Genomic DNA, 15789 nt, shown 5'->3' on the forward strand with positions numbered 1-15789 from the left:
GGGGCCTCCGGCTGCCCTACTCGTTCCCCGTCGGCCTGCCGTCGATCATGGCGGCCAGTGAACACACGCCGACCAGCCGCGCGGTCATCCAGTCGCTGGTGGCCCAAGCGGACAGATCGGCCGGAGCGCGGAACGTCCACCCCTTGGTCTTCGCCTCGTCGAGCAGCCCCCGCGTGTAGCCGGCGAGGAGGACGACCCCGGCGACCGCCGCCGAACCTTCGACTCCCGCCGCGAGGATGTCCCGCACCGCGGCGGAGTGCTGATCGAAGACGGCCGACAGCCCGGGCACGGCCGCCGCCGCCGCGAGCCCCGCGACACCGAGCTGCTGGTGCAGCCGGGAAAGCGTGCTACGAGCCGAAGATTCCACCCAGGACGAGACCAGATCCTTCACCCGACCAGGTTAGCCAGACCGGACGATTTGTCGACATCCTCGTGACGACCGTCGCAGCACTCAGCAAGCCTTGAGTGCCTGGGCCAAGTCGTGCCACAGGTCCTCGACGTCCTCCAGCCCCACCGACATGCGGATGAGCCGGTCGGTCACGCCCGCGCCGCGCCGGTCGTCTTCGGCCACGATCCGGTGACTGATCGACGCCGGATGCTGGATGAGCGAATCGACGCTGCCGAGGCTGACGGCCGGGGTGATCAACCGGACCGCACCGATGAGCGCGTGCGGATCCCCGTCGACCTCGAACGCGATCAGCGGACCGCCGACGGCCGGGTAGTGCACGGCGCTCACGTTCGCGTGACCGCGAAGCCGCTCGACGAGTTCGGCGGCTGTCGCGGACGCGGCGTTGACGCGCAGCGGGAGGGTCGAGAGGCCGCGAAGCAGCATGTACCCGGCCAGCGGGTGCAGTACGCCACCGGTGGCGAAGCGGATCTGCCGCAACATCCCGGCGTCTTCGGCACTGCAAGCGATCACGCCGCCCATGACGTCGCCGTGGCCACCGAGGAACTTGGTCGCGCTGTGCAGGACGAACCGGGCGCCGTGCCGTCCCGGCCGCTGGAGCACGGGAGTCGCGAAGGTGTTGTCGACCAGCACCGGGACCTCGCCCGCGGCACGCACGATCTCGGCGACGTCGACCTCGCGCAGCGTCGGGTTCGCGGGGGTCTCGAGCAGCACCAGTCCGGTGCCCGGCCGCAGCGCCGACACGACACCCTCCGGATCGGCCCAGGTCACCTCGGTGCCGAGCAGGCCGGACGTCAGCAGGTGGTCGGTGCAGCCGTAGACCGGCCGGACGGCGACGACATGCCGTTTGCCCTGTGCGACAGCGGTGAGCAGCGAAGCCGAGACCGCGGCCATGCCGGTGGCGAACGCGACGGCGTCGTCGAACCCTTCGAGTTCGGCGAGCGCCTTCTCGAACCGTTCGACGGTCGGGTTGCTCAGCCGCCCGTAGACCGGGAGCCCGGACAACGAGCCCGAGGCGGCGAATTCGTCGATGCGGCCCGCCTCCTCGACGCTTTTCCGTGACGGGTAGGTCGTGGACAGATCGAGCGGAGCGGCGTGGACGCCGAGGTCCGTGAGATCGTCACGGCCGGCGTGGACGGCTCGGGTGCGCAGCGTTGCGGTCATACCGAGATCCTGCGTTTTTCTCCGGAACGACCGCAATGTTCTCGGATATCATTCGCCGATGTCGGAATCTGGCGAACTGAGCACGGTCGATCTTCGAATTCTGCGGCTCCTCCAGAACGACGCCCGGATCTCGAACAAGGATTTGGCCGCCGAAGTGGGCATCGCGCCCTCGACCTGTCTCGACCGCGTCAACCGGCTGCGCGAGCTCGGCGTGATCACCGGCCAGCGCGCCGAGGTGGACGCCGCCAAACTCGGCCGCCCGCTCGAAGCGCTCCTGTTCGTCCAGGTCCGCCCGCACCGGCGGGCACTGGTCGACTCGTTCGTCGAGCATCTGCTGGCCCTGCCGGAGGTCCGCGCCGTCTACCACCTGACCGGCCCGGACGACTTCCTCGCGCATGTCGCCACCGCTTCGGCGACCGAGCTGCAACGGCTGGTGCTCGACGAACTGACCGCCCGCGACGAGGTCGCCAGGGTGCACACGAACCTGGTCTTCCAGCACTGGAGCGGGGGACCTTTGCTACCGCCGGGCTCGGCGCCTAGTCGATCCGGACCTTGAAGGGATGCGTGACGTCGGTGGGACAGGTGAAGACGTTCAGCGCGCCTTGCCGGCTGAACGACCAGCCCGCCGGTTCGCCTTCGCCTGCTTCGCATCCGCAGCCGACCTCGTGTTCCTCCGTGGCCAGCGCGATCGTCTGGCGTAGTTCTGCTCCGCACTCCCGGCAATCCAGCTCGGAGCGGTCGTTCGCGCCCCAGGCGGTCCAGCCGCCGATCTTCGAATAGTGATCCAGCTCGGGCCAGCCCTCCGGCTCGTCACCCGCTCCCTCGGGGATGCCGAGCGCGGCGCGGGTCTCCGCCGGGAAGTCACAGAGCCGGGGCAGCTCGTCGATCGAGCACGGCTCGAAAACGCAGGGTTCCGGCAGGTACGCGGCTTCGGCCTCCCCGGGGGCGGGCGGCGGATCCGAGACATCCCGCACCTCGCCGGAATCACGCCAGATCAGCCGGACCGCGGGCCCCTGGTGATACGGGCTGTCGTGCCCCATCGGGCAGAACAGGATCTGCAGGACGTCGGTGCCCTCCGGGAAGGGCAGTTCCGGGAAGTCGTCGCGGAAGAACTGCGCCACGCCGACCATCGCCGGGACCGGCGCGTCGAGTGGATGCCCGCCCGCCCACGCGTCGTCGGAGGCGTCCGGGTCGGGCGGCCAGGTGACCGGGCACTCCGGCCACGGCTCGTCGGACGGCCAGAGCAGCGGGCCGCCGAAGTGGCTTTCGTCCGGACCGGGCACTCCGGGCGCGGGGTGCAGCCGGATGGCCGTCCGGACCAGATCGTTCAGGCCGGGGATGGGCATCCCGTCGTAGGTGAGCTGACGCACTCACGCGAGCTTAGAGGTCCGGCAGCGGATCTTCAGGTTTTACCCGAAGGATCTCGGCGTCGGCCGCGTGCACCACCGCGACGTACTCGTCGTCGACTTCGTAGACGACGCCGTTGAACTCGAACCACGGCGTGGTCGTCGTCTCGACCGGCCCGATCCGGTGGTTACGCAGCGTCGTCGAGATGACGTGTTTCGGCGCCTTCCTGCTCCACCGGCCGGTGGTCAGGATCGTGATCGTCTTGCGGGTCACCGCGAAGAAGACGCAGGGATTGAAGCTGCCCGCGATGTCGGCTGGGAACACGTAATGGATCTCGTCGTCCGGATCGAGGAGTTCCTTGATCCGTTTCCTGACCCCCGAGGAAACCGGCATGGCAGCCAAGCTACCGGGCCGAGTAGTCCTTGAACCCCTTCCCGGTCTTCCGGCCCAGCCGCCCGGCGGTCACGAGGTGCTCCAGCAGCGGCGCCGGCGCGAAGCCTTCTTCGCGGAACTCGTTGAACAGGGTCCGCTGGATCGCCAGCGAAACGTCCAGCCCGACGACGTCGAGCAGTTCGAACGGGCCCATCGGCAGCCCGCAGCCCACCTTCATCGCGGTGTCGATGTCGTCGGCCTCCGCGTAGTGCGCTTCGAGCATCTTCACCGCGTCGTTGAGGTACGGGAACAGCAGCGCGTTGACGATGAACCCGGCCCGGTCGCCGCAGTGCACGGGGTGTTTGCCGACCGCTCCGCAGACGGCGTCGACGGTCGCGATCACGTCGGGTGCGGTGGCGATGGTCGAGACGACCTCGACGAGTTTCATCACCGGCGCCGGGTTGAAGAAGTGCACGCCGACGACGTCGGACGGCCGTGAAGTGGCGGCCGCGCATTCGATGACCGGCAGGGAGGACGTGGTCGTCGCCAGGACCGCGCCCGGCTTCACGACGTCGTCGAGCGCGGCGAAAACAGCCTGCTTGACGGCCAGATCCTCGGCCACCGCCTCGACGACGAGGTCCACGTCGGCCAGTTCCCCGAACTCCACCGCCGGCGAGATCCGGCCGAGGGCGGCGGCCGCGTCCTCCTCGGACAGTTTGCCCTTGACGACGGCCTTGTCCAGCGACTTCTTCACCCGCGCGACGGACGCCGCGGCCTTCTCCGCGCTGCGCGCCCGCAGGATGACCTCGTAGCCACGCTTCGCGAACACCTCCACGATGCCGGTCGCCATGGTCCCGGTGCCGACGACGCCGACCTTGCGCACCTCGCGCGGCGAGGCGGTGTCCACAGTGGACTTCGTGACCGCGTCGGTCACCGTCGGCGAATCGGGCGCGTCGTAGGCGTAGAAACCCTGCCCGGTCTTCCGGCCGAGCAGTCCGGCGGTGATCATCTGCTTCAGCAGCGGCGCCGGCGCGTGCAGCCGGTTGCGGGACTGGTGGTACATCGTGTCGAGGATCTCGTACGCGGTGTCCAACCCGATGAGATCGAGCAACGCCAAGGGCCCCATGGGATATCCGCAGCCGAACCGCATCGCCGCGTCGAGATCCTCACGCGTGGCGTAACGCTGCTCGTACATCCGCACCGCGTGGTTGAGATACCCGAACAGCAGGGCGTTCGCGATGAACCCGGCGCGGTCCCCGATCACCACCGGGGTCTTGCCGAGACGTTCGGCGAACGCGACGACGTCGGTGATCACGTCGGGTTCCGTCACGACCGTACGGACGACCTCGACCAGCTTGAGGATCGGCGCCGGGTTGAAGAAATGCATCCCGACGACCTTGCCCGGCCGCGCGGTGTGCACGCCGATCTCGGTGATCGACAGCGACGAGGTGTTCGAGACGAAGATCGTGTCCGGGCCGGTGATCTTGTCCAGCTGCGCGAACACGTCGGATTTCGCTTCGAGACTCTCCGGAATCGCCTCGATCACCAGGTCCACATCGGACAGTTCGGCCAATGAGGTGGTGTACCGGATCCGGCCGAGCAACCCTTCGCGTCCCTCGGCGTCGAGTTTGCCGCCCGACACCGCCCGTTCGGTCGAATGCTCCAGATGACCACGGCCCCGGCGCACGCCGTCGTCGTCGATCTCCACCGCGACGACGGACACGCCGCTCCGCGCGAGCACCTCGGTGATCCCGGCACCCATGGTGCCGAGACCGATGACTCCCACACTCGCGATTTCCCGCGCCACGACCGGCCTCCGGAGGTTACTCGCTGGTAATTTCTCCGATCGTGCCATGCCGGACCGCGGAAAGCAGCGGCTGTCACCCTCCGAATCGAGCAAGTGTCACTCACGGACGAAGCCCGGCGGGGACTTTTCCCTGCGTGCGACGCGGGGACGGGGTCGGCCACTGCGGCGGATGCAATGAAAGGCTCCTTCCTTGCAAATTTTGCAAGGAAGGAGCCTTTCATTGCACCGACTGGAGCGGGCCGGGCAGGCGCGGGATCAAGGGACCTTTGCTATCGCCCCCGGCCGGAATGCAGGCCTCAGCCCCCAGCTCACGAAACCCCAGCTCACGAAACCCCGGCTCACGAAACTCCAGCTCACGAACCCCCGGCTCACGAAACCCCGGCTCACGAGCCCCCAGCTCACTCGCCGAAGTTCTGCTCGACGAGGTCCTTGACCTTGCTGAGCGCCTCCTCGGCCTGCGCGCCCTTCGCCCGGACCTCGATCCGGTCGCCCTGACGCGCGCCGAGCGCCATCAGCGCGAGCACGCTGTCGGCGTCCGCGGTCTCGTCGCCGAGCCGCACGGTGACCTCCGCGTCGAGCCCCGCGATACTCCGGGCCAGGACGGCGGCCGGCCGCGCGTGCAGCCCGACCTCGTTCCGCAGCGTGAGTTCGACACTGCTCTCGCCGTCCTGCACACCTTCGTCGAACGTCAGGTCCGGCGGGGCGCCCGCCGAAGCGGCGGCCGCGGCGACGGCGGCGCGATCCGCCCCGCCCTGTGCCGCGACGGCGGCGGCGATCGCGCCTTCGACCAGTGGCGCGTCCACGACGACCGCCGCCGACGGGTCGGCGAGCGATTCGACGGCCAGTTCCGCGGTCATCTGCGCGCTACCGAGGTCGTACAGCAGGACGACACCCGCCCCCGCGTCAGCACGCTGCGTCGCGGCGACGACCTCGTCGTAATCCGTTCCGATCCCGCCTCCGGCCAGGCCGCCCGCCGCCGCGATGGTGACGTCCGGTGCCATCTGCGCGGCGAGTTCCGCGAGCCCTTCGGCGAGTTCGGCGCTGTGGGAGACGAGCACGATTCCGACGCTCACTTCGCGGCCTCCGCGAACGCGCGCAGCAGCAACGCCGTCGAACGGGCACCGGGATCCAGATGTCCCTTGGCCCGTTCGCCGAGATAGGACGCCCGGCCCTTGCGCGGTACCAGGTCCACAGTGGACTCGGCACCCTTGTCCGCGGCGTCGGCGGCCGCGGCCAGGATCGCCGCGACGCCGGCGCCGGACACCTCCTCGGCGGCGGAGACGGCGGGGAGCAGGGCGTCGACCATGGTCGCGTCTCCCTCGACGGCCCTGCCTCGCGCCTGCACTCCTTCGAGGGCCGCGCGCAGGGCCTCGACCAGCAGCGGACCGTCCACTTCGGCCGCGTCGCCCAGTTTGCCCGACGCGCGCAGGAAAGCCGTGCCGTACAACGGGCCCGCCGCACCGCCGACCTTCGAGATCAACGTCGTGGCGGCCAGTTTCGCGACGGCAGCCGGTGTTTCGGGCGTGGCGGTGTCCAAAGCGGACACGATGGCGGTGAACCCGCGGTCCAGGTTCTCCCCGTGGTCGGCGTCGCCGATCGCGCGGTCGAGGTCGACCAGTTCGGCGCGATGTTCGGCGACCACCGCGGCCGCCGCCCGCAAGGCGGCGGCGAGCGTCTCGGCGGTGCAGGCCATCAGACTCCCCACCTCAGTGCCGGGGTGTGCACCGGCGCGTCCCACAACTCGGTCAGCTCGTCGTCCAGTTTCAGCAACGTCAGGCTCATCCCCTGCATCTCCAGGCTGGTGATGTACGGCCCCACCAGGCGCCGCTCGACCACGATCCCACGCTCGGCCAGCAGCCGCTCGGCGATCCCGTGGGCGAGGTACAACTCGACCAGCGGGGTCCCGCCCATCGAGTTCGTGAACAGCAGGACCTTGTCGCCGTCGCCGAAGGGCAGGTCGGTGACCACCGCGTCGACCATGCGCGCGACGAGTTCGTCGGCGGAGAGGGCCGGTGTCCTTTCGATGCCCGGCTCGCCGTGGATGCCGATGCCGAACTCGATCTCGTCGTCGGCGAGGTCGAAACTCGGCTCGCCCGCGTGCGGCACCGTCGGGGCGGTGAGCGCGACGCCGATCGACCGGACCTGGCCGATCACCTTGCGCGCCAAGGCCTCCACCGCGTCGAGCGGGTCACCTCGTTCGGCGGCGGCGCCGGTGATCTTCTCCAGCGGCACCGTGCCGCCGACACCGCGACGGCCGGCGGTGTAGGTGGAGTCCTTGACCGCGACGTCGTCGTCGATCACCACGCTCCGCACGTCCAGCCCCTCGGCGGCGGCGAGTTCCGCGGCGGTCTCGAAGTTGAGCACGTCGCCGGTGTAGTTCTTCACGATCAGCAGCGCGCCCGCGTCCCCGGTGGTGGCCTTGACCGCGGCTTCCACGGCGTCCGGCGTCGGCGACGTGAACACCGCGCCGGGTACGGCGGCGGAGAGCATGCCCTGCCCGACGAAGCCACCGTGCAGCGGTTCGTGCCCGGAGCCGCCGCCGGAGATCACCGCGACCTTGCCGTCCAGTGGCGCGTCCGCGCGCACCACGATCGCCGGATCGTCCCGCACGCGCAGGACGTCCGCATGCGCCGCGGCGAGTCCGCGCAAGGATTCCGCGACCACCATCTTCGGGTCGTTGATGATCTTCTTCAAAGCGGCCTCCGACACGTCGGCGGGTGAGGTGTCCCCTTCCTACCTCGCCCCGCCGGATGCCGCCAGCGTCAGGGCTTCGGCAGCTTGGAGATCACCGATTTGGCGATCTTCACCGCTTTCCCGCAGGACGCGGCTTCGTCCTTCTTCTCGTCGTAGTGCTTGTAAATCACACTGGCGACCTCGACGTACTCGCCGGTCCACGGCTTGTGCTGCCACTCGACCTTGCACTCGGCGGAACTGCTGTTGCCGACTTTCTGGTAGGCGGTGACCCCGTCGATCTCGATCTGCTTGCTGTCGTCGCGTACCTCCGGCGGCCGGCCGGGGCGGAAGCCGATCGAGATCCGCGGGTTGGAGCCCGGGGTCCAGTCACAGGAGTGGAAGCTCGTCAGCATGGTGGCACCATGCGGTACCACCTCACCGAGGACGGCCGCGTCAGCCGCGGCGCACGGGTCGACAGCGGTCAGCGTGCCCGCGTCGGCGGGGAACTTGGCCGGCGACGCGTGCAAGGCCTTCGCGGCCTTCGCGGCCACCGCGCGGGCAGCCCCGCACGGGTCGCCGCCGTCGTAGACGACCGAGAAACCCACTCCGCGCTCAGGCTTGCGCAACGTCATGATGCCGACATCGCAGCTCTTGCCGTCCTTGCTCTTCCGCTCGACCTGGGGCAGGCCCTCGACCACCGAAACGGTCACCCCACTGGTCGAGACGTACGTCGACGCGCCGATGTCGACGGAGACCGTGAGCTTCTTGCCTCCGGCGTCGACGACCTTCGTCCGGCAGCCGCCGAACGCGATGACCGACGGCTGCGGATCCTCGGGGGTGCCGAGGCCGCTCAGCACGTCCTTGCCCACCAGCGGGCACGGATCGATCGTGCGCATCACCGCGGGGGTGACCGCCGGGTCGTTGATGTCCCCGTCGGGCACCGGACCGGCACCGGCTTCGGCGGCGACGGTGGTGCGGGCGAAGTTGGACTTGCCGAGGTTCTGACCGCAGGCCGTCAGCGCGCCGAGTGCGGCGACCAGGGCCAGCACGGACGCGATCCGGCGACGTCGAGCGTTGAGCGACACGACGTGCACGGTAGCCGGACCGTCTCGCGCCTGTCCGGACAACCCGGCTATTCGCCGCCCTCGCCGCCGGGCGGCACCACGATGGGCCGCAGCTTCGCCCACAGCACGAACAACGCCGCGAACACCAGCATGCCGATGCCCGCCCACAGGTTGATGTTGACGTCGGCGGCCTTGGCCAGCTCCTCCTCGGTGGTGAACCAGAGGCCCATGATCGTGAGCACCAGCCCGTAGCCGCCGATGAGCAGCGCGATGATCAGCCGGATGTCGAAGACGCCGGCCTTCTTCGGAGCTTGGGACGCAGCCATCTCCGGCCTCCTAGAAGATGATGTTGAGCGCGATGGTCAGGATCAGCACGATGCCCGCGAGCAGGCCCGGCTTGCGGTACCAGCCCGCGTCGTCACCGGTTTCGTCGTGCTTCAGCGACTCCTTCGGGGTGAGGGAGTACACGAGGCCGACCAGCTGGGCCTCCGGCTTGGGCGCGGTGGCGAGGGAGACCCCGACGCTGACCGCGATGTCGACGACGAACGCCGTACCGGCGGCCACGAAGCTGATGCCCTGCCCGGTGAGCCCGAGAACCCCGGCCTGGGAGAGCAGCCAGACGGTGATCGCGGAAGCGGTACCGGACACGAGACCGACCCAGCCCGCCGTCGGCGTCATCCGCTTCCAGAACATGCCCAGGATGAAGGTGGCGAACAGCGGCGCGTTGAAGAAGGAGAACAGGTCCTGGAGATAGGTCAGGATGTTCCCGGAGTTCGACGCGATGAACGCGGTGCCGATCGCGAGCACGGTGCCCACCGCGGTGACCAGGCGGCCGAGCCGGAGGTAGTAACCGTCCGACTCGTTCTTCTTCACGTACGACTGCCAGATGTCGTAGGTGAACACGGTGTTGAAGGAGCTCAGGTTCGCCGCCATCCCGGCCATGAACGACGCGAGCAGACCGGCGAGCGCGACGCCGAGCATGCCGTTGGGCAGCAGGTCGCGCATCAGCAGCAGGATCGCGTTGTTCGCGGTGACGCCGCTGGGCGCCTCGCCGCCGTCCAGCAGGACCTGCTTGTCCTGGACGTACTCGGACACGGTGACCGCGGCGATCATGCCGGGGATGATCACGATGAACGGGATGAACATCTTCGGGAACGCGCCGATGATCGGCGTCCGCCGCGCGGCCGACATGCTCTTCGACGCCATCGCGCGCTGGACCTCGACGAAGTTCGTCGTCCAGTAGCCGAAGGACAGCACGAAACCGAGGCCGAAGACGAGACCGAGGATCGACAGGAAGCTGTTCCCGAAGCCGGTGAGGTTGTCACCCGGCCACGAATGCAGCTGCGCTTCGCCGCCGGGGCTCGCGGTGACCTTGTCGACCAGGCCCTGCCAGCCGCCGACCTTCACCAGGCCGACGATGGTCAGCGGCAGCAGCGCCGCGACGATCACGAAGAACTGGAGGACCTCGTTGTAGATCGCGGCGGAGAGACCACCGAGCGCGGTGTAGGAGAGCACGACCGCGGCCGCGACGATGATCGACACCCACAGCGGCCAGCCCAGCAGGAGGTTCACCACGCTGGCGAGCAGGAACAGGTTCGCGCCGGCGATGAGGATCTGCGCGCTCGCGAAGCTGATGCCGTTGACCAGGTGGGCGGGTTTGCCGAACCGGCGGAGCATGAACTCCGGGACACTGCGGACCTTCGAGCCGTAGTAGAACGGCATCATCACGATGCCGAGGAACAGCATCGCCGGGATCGCGCCGATCCAGAAGTAGTGGACCGTCGGCAGGCCGTAGAGCACGCCGTTGGCCGACATGCCCATGATCTCGACCGCGCCGAGGTTCGCCGAAATGAAGGCGAGACCGGTGACCCAGGCGGGCAGTGAGCGGCCGGAGAGGAAGAAGTCGAGGCTGCTCGAGACCGACTTTCGCGCCATGTACCCGATGCCGAGCACAAGGGCGAAATAGAAGGCGAGCAGGACGTAGTCGATCGGACTTGCGTCGAGCCGCAGGTTCGCATCGGCCAGCACGGGCAACCGACCCACCTCCATCAGTGAATACGTTCACGAGAAACGTTCGTGTCGCGTCAATCGCGGACCATACTGCATGGATTCAGGAACGGCAGTGCGGGCGGGCGAGGACCACCCCGAGTGTCCGGAATGGACTGTTCCTGACAATTCTTGTCCGGTTCGGCCCCTCGGCGAGCGGAACCCCCACAGCCGGGAAAGGGCCGCTCCGGCTTTCGCCCGGAACGGCCCTTTCCCGTGACCGGCGGGGGTTCACCGGTCCGTGGGCAGGCCGACTTCGCCGTCCTCCTCGATCAGCCGGGCGAGGACGTCGTCCGGCAGGTACGTCCGGTGCGGGTAGCCCGAGCCCCACGAGTTGAGGAACGGCACGGCGCCGAGTTCGTCGGCACGCGGATTGCTTAGCACCGCGTGCACCTCGTCGACCGTCTTCGCCCAGCGATAGGCGTGGAGGCCGTTCTCGGCATCGGGCGTGTAGGCGGCCCGCCTGACGTGATCGTCTTCGGCGTAGGTCTCCGACCACGGGACGTGTCCCCGTTCGAGCAGCACCTCGGCCGCCGCGCGGACGGACGTGCCGTTGTCGTCGCCGGGGTTGGTCTCGCCCCATTCGTCACGCAGCTTCGACTGGTCCCACAGCCACCGCGCGGCGTAGAGGTCTCCGTTGAAAAGCGTCATGCACCTCGACCAGCCGAAGCCGACGCAGGCGCCCTCCTTGCCCTGGTCGTAAAAGGAATACTGGGTGTCTCCGTCGGTCGATTCACCGGGTTCGAGGCAGACGCAGTGCCCGCCGCGGATCCTGGTGAGCGATTTCGCACCGCCTTTCGCGACGAAGAACTCGCCGGACTTCTCGTCCTTTTCCGGGACGTCGAATTCCTGGTACCAGTTGACGCCGATGACGACCGGAGACCGGGTGGGCCGGTCCTCCGTGGCGAGCGCGGTCAACGGATAGCGCTCGACGTGAAGCCAGTCGTCCGGGACGAACCGGCCGAGGCGGCCGTCCGCCGGGTCACTGCCGATCGGGCGATAACGCATGGGATCCTCCTGTCCCTCATCCACCGGAACACCGTCGGCGAGTTCACCGCGGCACCATCATTTCCACCAACCGCCGCGGCCTCCCGTCCGCTTCGGCAGCGGCACTTCTTTTCCTCTTCGGAGCACACCTTCCTCGTGCGATCGGTAACGATTCCAGTCCGGCAACGGGATTTCGAGCGAACCGATGACGATCCGCAACGCACTCTTCACCGGTTCGCCCCTGACGCCCACGGGTTCCCCGAAAAGCTTCATCCCCCAGGTGGCCATCGGGGCTTCTTCGTGTCGGTCCGGTCGAAGACGGCGATGGGGAAGTTCGACAGCATGCCCCGGCGTTTTTGATAAGCGGCGATCAGCGGGAACCAATAGCCGGCTTCGTGCCATCCCAGCACCGCTTCCCACAGCTCGATGCCTTTGAAGCCGCCGTCTTCGAGCCCGAGATCGACATGATCAAATGAATCGTGCATGGCCATCACCCCCGCGACCGCGACCACCGGAAGCCGGTGATTCCCCTCGCGGAATTCGAGTGTGGCACAGCGCGAGACGAAGGAATCCGCGGTTCACCCGAATGACACCAAAACAGCCGGTTCTTTTGCGAGAGACCCCGAGTTCGTTAATTTCCCGCCGCCCTTGGCGGCATTCCGTGGCGCGGGAAAGAACGCAGATACAAAACCGGGAACTCGATTCGGTATCGGCTGTTCAAGGCCACGAACCCGCGCAAGTAGTCCGCTGGATGCGACGGTCGCGCGGCCAACCACCGCATCCAGAGGACTACTTGCGCCAGGAGGTTCGCGTGCCGTCCGTCAGTCACGACGTTCGCGCGTGCAGGCCCTTCCCCAGCACAGGAGGCGCCTCTCGCAGCTCGCTCAGAAGAGGCGGAACTCGTCCGACTCGATGCCGCGCAAAGCGTCGTAGTCCAGCGTGAGGCATCGGATACCGCGGTCCTCGGCCAGCACCCGCGCCTGCGGCTTGATGATCTGCGCCGCGAAGACGCCCTGCACCGGCGCCAGCAGCGGGTCGCGGTTGAGCAGTTCGAGGTACCGCGTCAACTGCTCGACGCCGTCGATCTCGCCGCGCCGCTTGATCTCGACGGCGACGCTGGCACCGTCGGCGTCGCGGGCCATGATGTCGACCGGGCCGATCGCGGTCGGGAATTCCCGTCGCACCAGGGTGTAGCCGTCGCCGAGGGTCTTGATGTGCTCGGCGAGCAGTTCCTGCAGGTGGGCCTCGACGCCGTCCTTCCGCAGTCCCGGTTCCGCGCCGAGTTCCTCAGCGTGATCGTGGAAGATCTCGTCGATGGTGATGACGAGCTTCTCTCCCTGCTTGTTCTCGACGATCCACAGCTTGCCGTCCTCGATCAGCCAGCACGGCGGGCTCATCCAGTTCAACGGCTTGTAGGCGCGGTCGTCCGAGTGCACGGACACCGAGCCGTCGGCCTTCACGAGCAGCAGCCGGGTGGCCATCGGCAGATGGGCGGTCAGACGGCCGGCGTAGTCGACCTGGCAGCGAGCGATCACAAGGCGCACCACGCGAGGGTAGGACAAGCACGGCGATACTGTGCGCATGGACCCCGTTCAGCGTGTCAGCTCGCGTGAGGTGTACCGGAACAACTGGATGACCGTGCGCGAGGACGCCGTCCGGCGGCTCGATGGTTCCGAAGGGATCTACGCCGTCGTCGACAAACCCCTCTGCGCCGTGGTCATCCCGTTCGACGGCGCCCGGTTCCACCTGGTCGAGCAGTTCCGCTATCCACTCGGGCTGCGGCGCTGGGAGTTCCCCATGGGCACCGCGCCCGGCCGGGCCGACGTCCCGCCGCTCGAACTCGCCGCCCGCGAGTTGCGCGAGGAGACCGGATTGATCGCGGGTTCGTGGACCGACCTCGGCATGACCGACGTCGCCCCCGGCTTGACGAGCCAGCGCGGGCACGTGTTCCTGGCCACCGACCTCACGCAGGGGGAAGCCCAGCGCGAGGTCGAGGAGCAGGACATGCGGACGGCTTGGTTCGACCTGGACGAGTTCGAGAAGATGATCGCCACCGGTGACATCACCGACGCGCAGACGCTGGCCGCCTACATGGTGCTGCTCATGCGCGAACGCGCGCTCTGACCTCAGTCAGGCCACACCGGCGAACGCTTCTCCAGAAAGGCCGCCATTCCCTCACGCGCCCCTGGTAGCTGCGAAGCCGAGGCCATCACCTCCAGCGCCAGCGCGTAGGCGTCGGCCTCGGGCCGGTCCAGCTGCGCGTAGAGGGTCTGCTTGCCCATCGCCTTGCTCGCCCGGCTTCCCCGCGTCGCCCGCCCGAGCAGTGCGGCGACGGCCTCGTCCAGCGCATCGTCCGGGACCACACGGTTCACCAGGCCCCAGTCCAGCGCGGTCGCGGCGTCGACGACGTCGCCGGTGAGCGCCAGTTCCATCAGCCGTTTCCGGCCGATCGCGCGCGCCACCGGCACCGCGGGGGTGTGGCAGAACCAGCCGCCCTTGCCGCCGGGCAGCGCGAATCCGGCGGATTCGGCGGCGACGGCGAGGTCGCACGAGGCCACCAGCTGGCAACCCGCCGCGGTCGCGAGCCCGTGCACTCGCGCGACGACGACTTGCGGCACCGACTGCATCGTGCCCATCAGGTCCGTGCACAGGCGCAGCAGCTCACGCACGGCCATCAGGTCGCGCGCGGCGACGTCGCCGAAGTCGTGTCCCGCCGAGAACACCGGCCCGGCGCCCGCCAGGACGATCCCGGTGGCGTCGCTCTCGCCGGCCTCGCGGAACGCCGCGAGCAGCTCGGCGAGGTGGTCCGCCGACAGCGAGTTGCGCCGCGCGGCGCGGTTCATGGTGATCGTGACGGTGTCACCGTCCCGCTTCACGAGGATGTGCTCGTACCCGGCCATGCTTCGACGGTAACCGACCGGAACGTCCGGCGATACGAATCGGGACCGACACCGACGTCGGCCCGTAGCCGTCGCCGCAGGTTGGCAGCGGTGCCGAGGCCGGACCGCCGCGCGACCCGCTCGACCGGGAGGTCGGTGGTCTCCAGCAGCCGCCGTGCGAGCCGCACCCGCTGCGCGCGCAGCCAGCGCCCCGGCGTCACCCCGGTGGCCGCCGCGAACTCGCGGTGGAAGGTCCGCTCGCTCAGCCCGGCGTGAACGACGAGGTCGTCGACGCCGATGTCATCGGCGATCCGCGCCAGTGCCCAGTCCATTGTGGACGAAACACTCGGCCGGGACGGTTTGGGCGGCAACGGGTTGTCGACATACTGCCGCTGGCCGCCTTCCCGTGCCGGTGGCATCACCAGACGGCGGGCGAGGGCGGCGGCGATCTCGGCGCCGTGCTCGCGGCGCACCAGGTGCAGGCAAAGGTCCAGCCCGCCGACCACGCCGGCGGAGGTCAGCACGCCACCCTCGTCGGTGAACAGGACGTCCCGCTGGACGACGGCGTCGGGAGCGGCCGCTTCGAGGTCGTCCAGCAATCGCCAGTGCGTGGTGACGGACCGGCCGTCGAGCAGCCCGGCCGCGGCGAGGGTGAACGCCCCGGAACACAGCGACGCCACCGTGATTCCCGCCCGATGCGCCCCGCGCAGCGCGGCGACGGCCGCCGCGGGTACCTCGGCGTGCGGATCGACCCGGCCGGGTACGAGGACGAGATCGCAGCCCGCCAGTCCGCTCAGCCCCTGGGTCGCCTCGACCCGGCCGAACGGGTGGGTGGCGATCCGGCCGCGGCCGGACGCGCAGAGCCGGACCTCGAACGGGCCGATGCCGCTGTCGGTGCGGTCCACGCCCCAGACCTCGCCGAGCACGCCCAGATCGAAGGACCGGCTGCCCGGCAAGAGGAGCACACCCACGGTTCTCATGGCAGGAAAGTACCGCATCGCGCCTCTTCTGCCACTCCCCTGTGGCGGCGGACCACGTGAGACT

The 15789-nt window shown here is 68.9% G+C and carries 18 protein-coding genes; 2 read left to right on the forward strand and 16 right to left on the reverse strand.

What is annotated here, in order from left to right:
* Window positions 1-16: 16 nt before the first annotated feature.
* Together P3102_RS29815 and P3102_RS29820 are read right to left on the reverse strand one after the other, a co-directional pair.
* Window positions 17-391 carry a DUF6401 family natural product biosynthesis protein gene (locus tag P3102_RS29815; protein ID WP_276363636.1) on the reverse strand — a complete coding sequence of 125 codons (375 nt, stop codon included), beginning with the start codon at window positions 389-391 and terminating at the stop codon, window positions 17-19.
* 60 nt (window positions 392-451) lie between these two features.
* On the reverse strand, window positions 452-1570 hold the full coding sequence (locus P3102_RS29820) for an aminotransferase class I/II-fold pyridoxal phosphate-dependent enzyme (RefSeq protein ID WP_276363637.1): 1119 nt from the start codon (window positions 1568-1570) through the stop codon (window positions 452-454).
* Between the two features lie 58 nt (window positions 1571-1628).
* Between P3102_RS29820 and P3102_RS29825 the strand changes: the two genes are divergently transcribed.
* Window positions 1629-2126: an Lrp/AsnC family transcriptional regulator gene (locus P3102_RS29825; protein WP_276363639.1), complete on the forward strand. Its 498-nt coding sequence runs from the start codon at window positions 1629-1631 to the stop codon at window positions 2124-2126.
* Here the strand turns inward: P3102_RS29825 and P3102_RS29830 are convergent.
* The 12 genes from P3102_RS29830 to nucS form a co-directional block, all read right to left on the reverse strand.
* Window positions 2107-2940, reverse strand: a complete 834-nt coding sequence (locus tag P3102_RS29830) for a hypothetical protein (protein WP_276363640.1) — start codon at window positions 2938-2940, stop codon at window positions 2107-2109. The two genes, P3102_RS29825 and P3102_RS29830, sit on opposite strands and share 20 nt — an antisense overlap.
* Before the next feature lie 10 nt (window positions 2941-2950).
* A complete protein-coding gene (locus tag P3102_RS29835; RefSeq protein ID WP_276363642.1) occupies window positions 2951-3310 on the reverse strand; it encodes a hypothetical protein in 360 nt (119 codons plus the stop codon).
* A gap of 10 nt (window positions 3311-3320) precedes the next feature.
* A complete protein-coding gene (locus P3102_RS29840) occupies window positions 3321-5096 on the reverse strand; it encodes a 3-hydroxybutyryl-CoA dehydrogenase (protein ID WP_276363643.1) in 1776 nt (591 codons plus the stop codon).
* A gap of 398 nt (window positions 5097-5494) precedes the next feature.
* The gene (gene dhaM / locus P3102_RS29845; protein ID WP_276363644.1) at window positions 5495-6169 is read right to left on the reverse strand and encodes a dihydroxyacetone kinase phosphoryl donor subunit DhaM; all 675 of its coding nucleotides are present in this window, start codon (window positions 6167-6169) and stop codon (window positions 5495-5497) included.
* Entirely contained in the window at window positions 6166-6789 is a 624-nt protein-coding gene (gene dhaL, locus P3102_RS29850) for a dihydroxyacetone kinase subunit DhaL (protein WP_276363646.1), read from the reverse strand. Before dhaL ends, dhaM begins: the two co-directional genes overlap by 4 nt.
* Window positions 6789-7790 carry a dihydroxyacetone kinase subunit DhaK gene (gene dhaK, locus P3102_RS29855; RefSeq protein WP_276363647.1) on the reverse strand — a complete coding sequence of 334 codons (1002 nt, stop codon included), beginning with the start codon at window positions 7788-7790 and terminating at the stop codon, window positions 6789-6791. Before dhaK ends, dhaL begins: the two co-directional genes overlap by 1 nt.
* 68 nt (window positions 7791-7858) lie before the next feature.
* Entirely contained in the window at window positions 7859-8854 is a 996-nt protein-coding gene (locus P3102_RS29860; protein ID WP_276363649.1) for a DUF3558 domain-containing protein, read from the reverse strand.
* A gap of 47 nt (window positions 8855-8901) precedes the next feature.
* Window positions 8902-9159, reverse strand: a complete 258-nt coding sequence (locus tag P3102_RS29865) for a hypothetical protein (protein ID WP_276363650.1) — start codon at window positions 9157-9159, stop codon at window positions 8902-8904.
* 10 nt (window positions 9160-9169) lie between these two features.
* Entirely contained in the window at window positions 9170-10867 is a 1698-nt protein-coding gene (locus tag P3102_RS29870) for a sodium:solute symporter family protein (protein WP_276371414.1), read from the reverse strand.
* Between the two features lie 243 nt (window positions 10868-11110).
* Window positions 11111-11887, reverse strand: a complete 777-nt coding sequence (locus P3102_RS29875; RefSeq protein WP_276363652.1) for a hypothetical protein — start codon at window positions 11885-11887, stop codon at window positions 11111-11113.
* A gap of 248 nt (window positions 11888-12135) precedes the next feature.
* Window positions 12136-12378 carry a hypothetical protein gene (locus P3102_RS29880; protein ID WP_276363653.1) on the reverse strand — a complete coding sequence of 81 codons (243 nt, stop codon included), beginning with the start codon at window positions 12376-12378 and terminating at the stop codon, window positions 12136-12138.
* 372 nt (window positions 12379-12750) lie between these two features.
* Window positions 12751-13410: an endonuclease NucS gene (gene nucS / locus P3102_RS29885; protein WP_276363655.1), complete on the reverse strand. Its 660-nt coding sequence runs from the start codon at window positions 13408-13410 to the stop codon at window positions 12751-12753.
* Between the two features lie 37 nt (window positions 13411-13447).
* Between nucS and P3102_RS29890 the strand changes: the two genes are divergently transcribed.
* A complete protein-coding gene (locus tag P3102_RS29890) occupies window positions 13448-13990 on the forward strand; it encodes an NUDIX hydrolase (RefSeq protein WP_276363657.1) in 543 nt (180 codons plus the stop codon).
* A 2-nt stretch (window positions 13991-13992) separates the two neighbouring features.
* Here P3102_RS29890 and P3102_RS29895 read toward each other — a convergent pair whose 3' ends face one another.
* Entirely contained in the window at window positions 13993-14766 is a 774-nt protein-coding gene (locus P3102_RS29895; protein WP_276363658.1) for an enoyl-CoA hydratase-related protein, read from the reverse strand.
* Entirely contained in the window at window positions 14739-15725 is a 987-nt protein-coding gene (locus P3102_RS29900) for a helix-turn-helix domain-containing protein (protein ID WP_276363660.1), read from the reverse strand. Before P3102_RS29900 ends, P3102_RS29895 begins: the two co-directional genes overlap by 28 nt.
* Between the last annotated feature and the right edge of the window lie 64 nt (window positions 15726-15789).

The sequence above is a fragment of the Amycolatopsis sp. QT-25 genome (genome assembly GCF_029369745.1).
Classification (GTDB): Bacteria; Actinomycetota; Actinomycetes; order Mycobacteriales; family Pseudonocardiaceae; genus Amycolatopsis.

Excerpts from the sequence above, each read along its gene's own strand:
- P3102_RS29900 (WP_276363660.1), bottom strand. The coding sequence starts at position 15,725 with ATGAGAACCGTGGGTGTGCTCCTCTTGCCGGGCAGCCGGTCCTTCGAT.
- P3102_RS29865 (WP_276363650.1), bottom strand. The coding sequence starts at position 9,159 with ATGGCTGCGTCCCAAGCTCCGAAGAAGGCCGGCGTCTTCGACATCCGG.
- P3102_RS29895 (WP_276363658.1), bottom strand. The coding sequence starts at position 14,766 with ATGGCCGGGTACGAGCACATCCTCGTGAAGCGGGACGGTGACACCGTC.
- P3102_RS29890 (WP_276363657.1), top strand. The coding sequence starts at position 13,448 with ATGGACCCCGTTCAGCGTGTCAGCTCGCGTGAGGTGTACCGGAACAAC.
- P3102_RS29825 (WP_276363639.1), top strand. The coding sequence starts at position 1,629 with ATGTCGGAATCTGGCGAACTGAGCACGGTCGATCTTCGAATTCTGCGG.
- P3102_RS29875 (WP_276363652.1), bottom strand. The coding sequence starts at position 11,887 with ATGCGTTATCGCCCGATCGGCAGTGACCCGGCGGACGGCCGCCTCGGC.
- P3102_RS29820 (WP_276363637.1), bottom strand. The coding sequence starts at position 1,570 with ATGACCGCAACGCTGCGCACCCGAGCCGTCCACGCCGGCCGTGACGAT.
- dhaL (WP_276363646.1), bottom strand. The coding sequence starts at position 6,789 with ATGGCCTGCACCGCCGAGACGCTCGCCGCCGCCTTGCGGGCGGCGGCC.
- P3102_RS29835 (WP_276363642.1), bottom strand. The coding sequence starts at position 3,310 with ATGCCGGTTTCCTCGGGGGTCAGGAAACGGATCAAGGAACTCCTCGAT.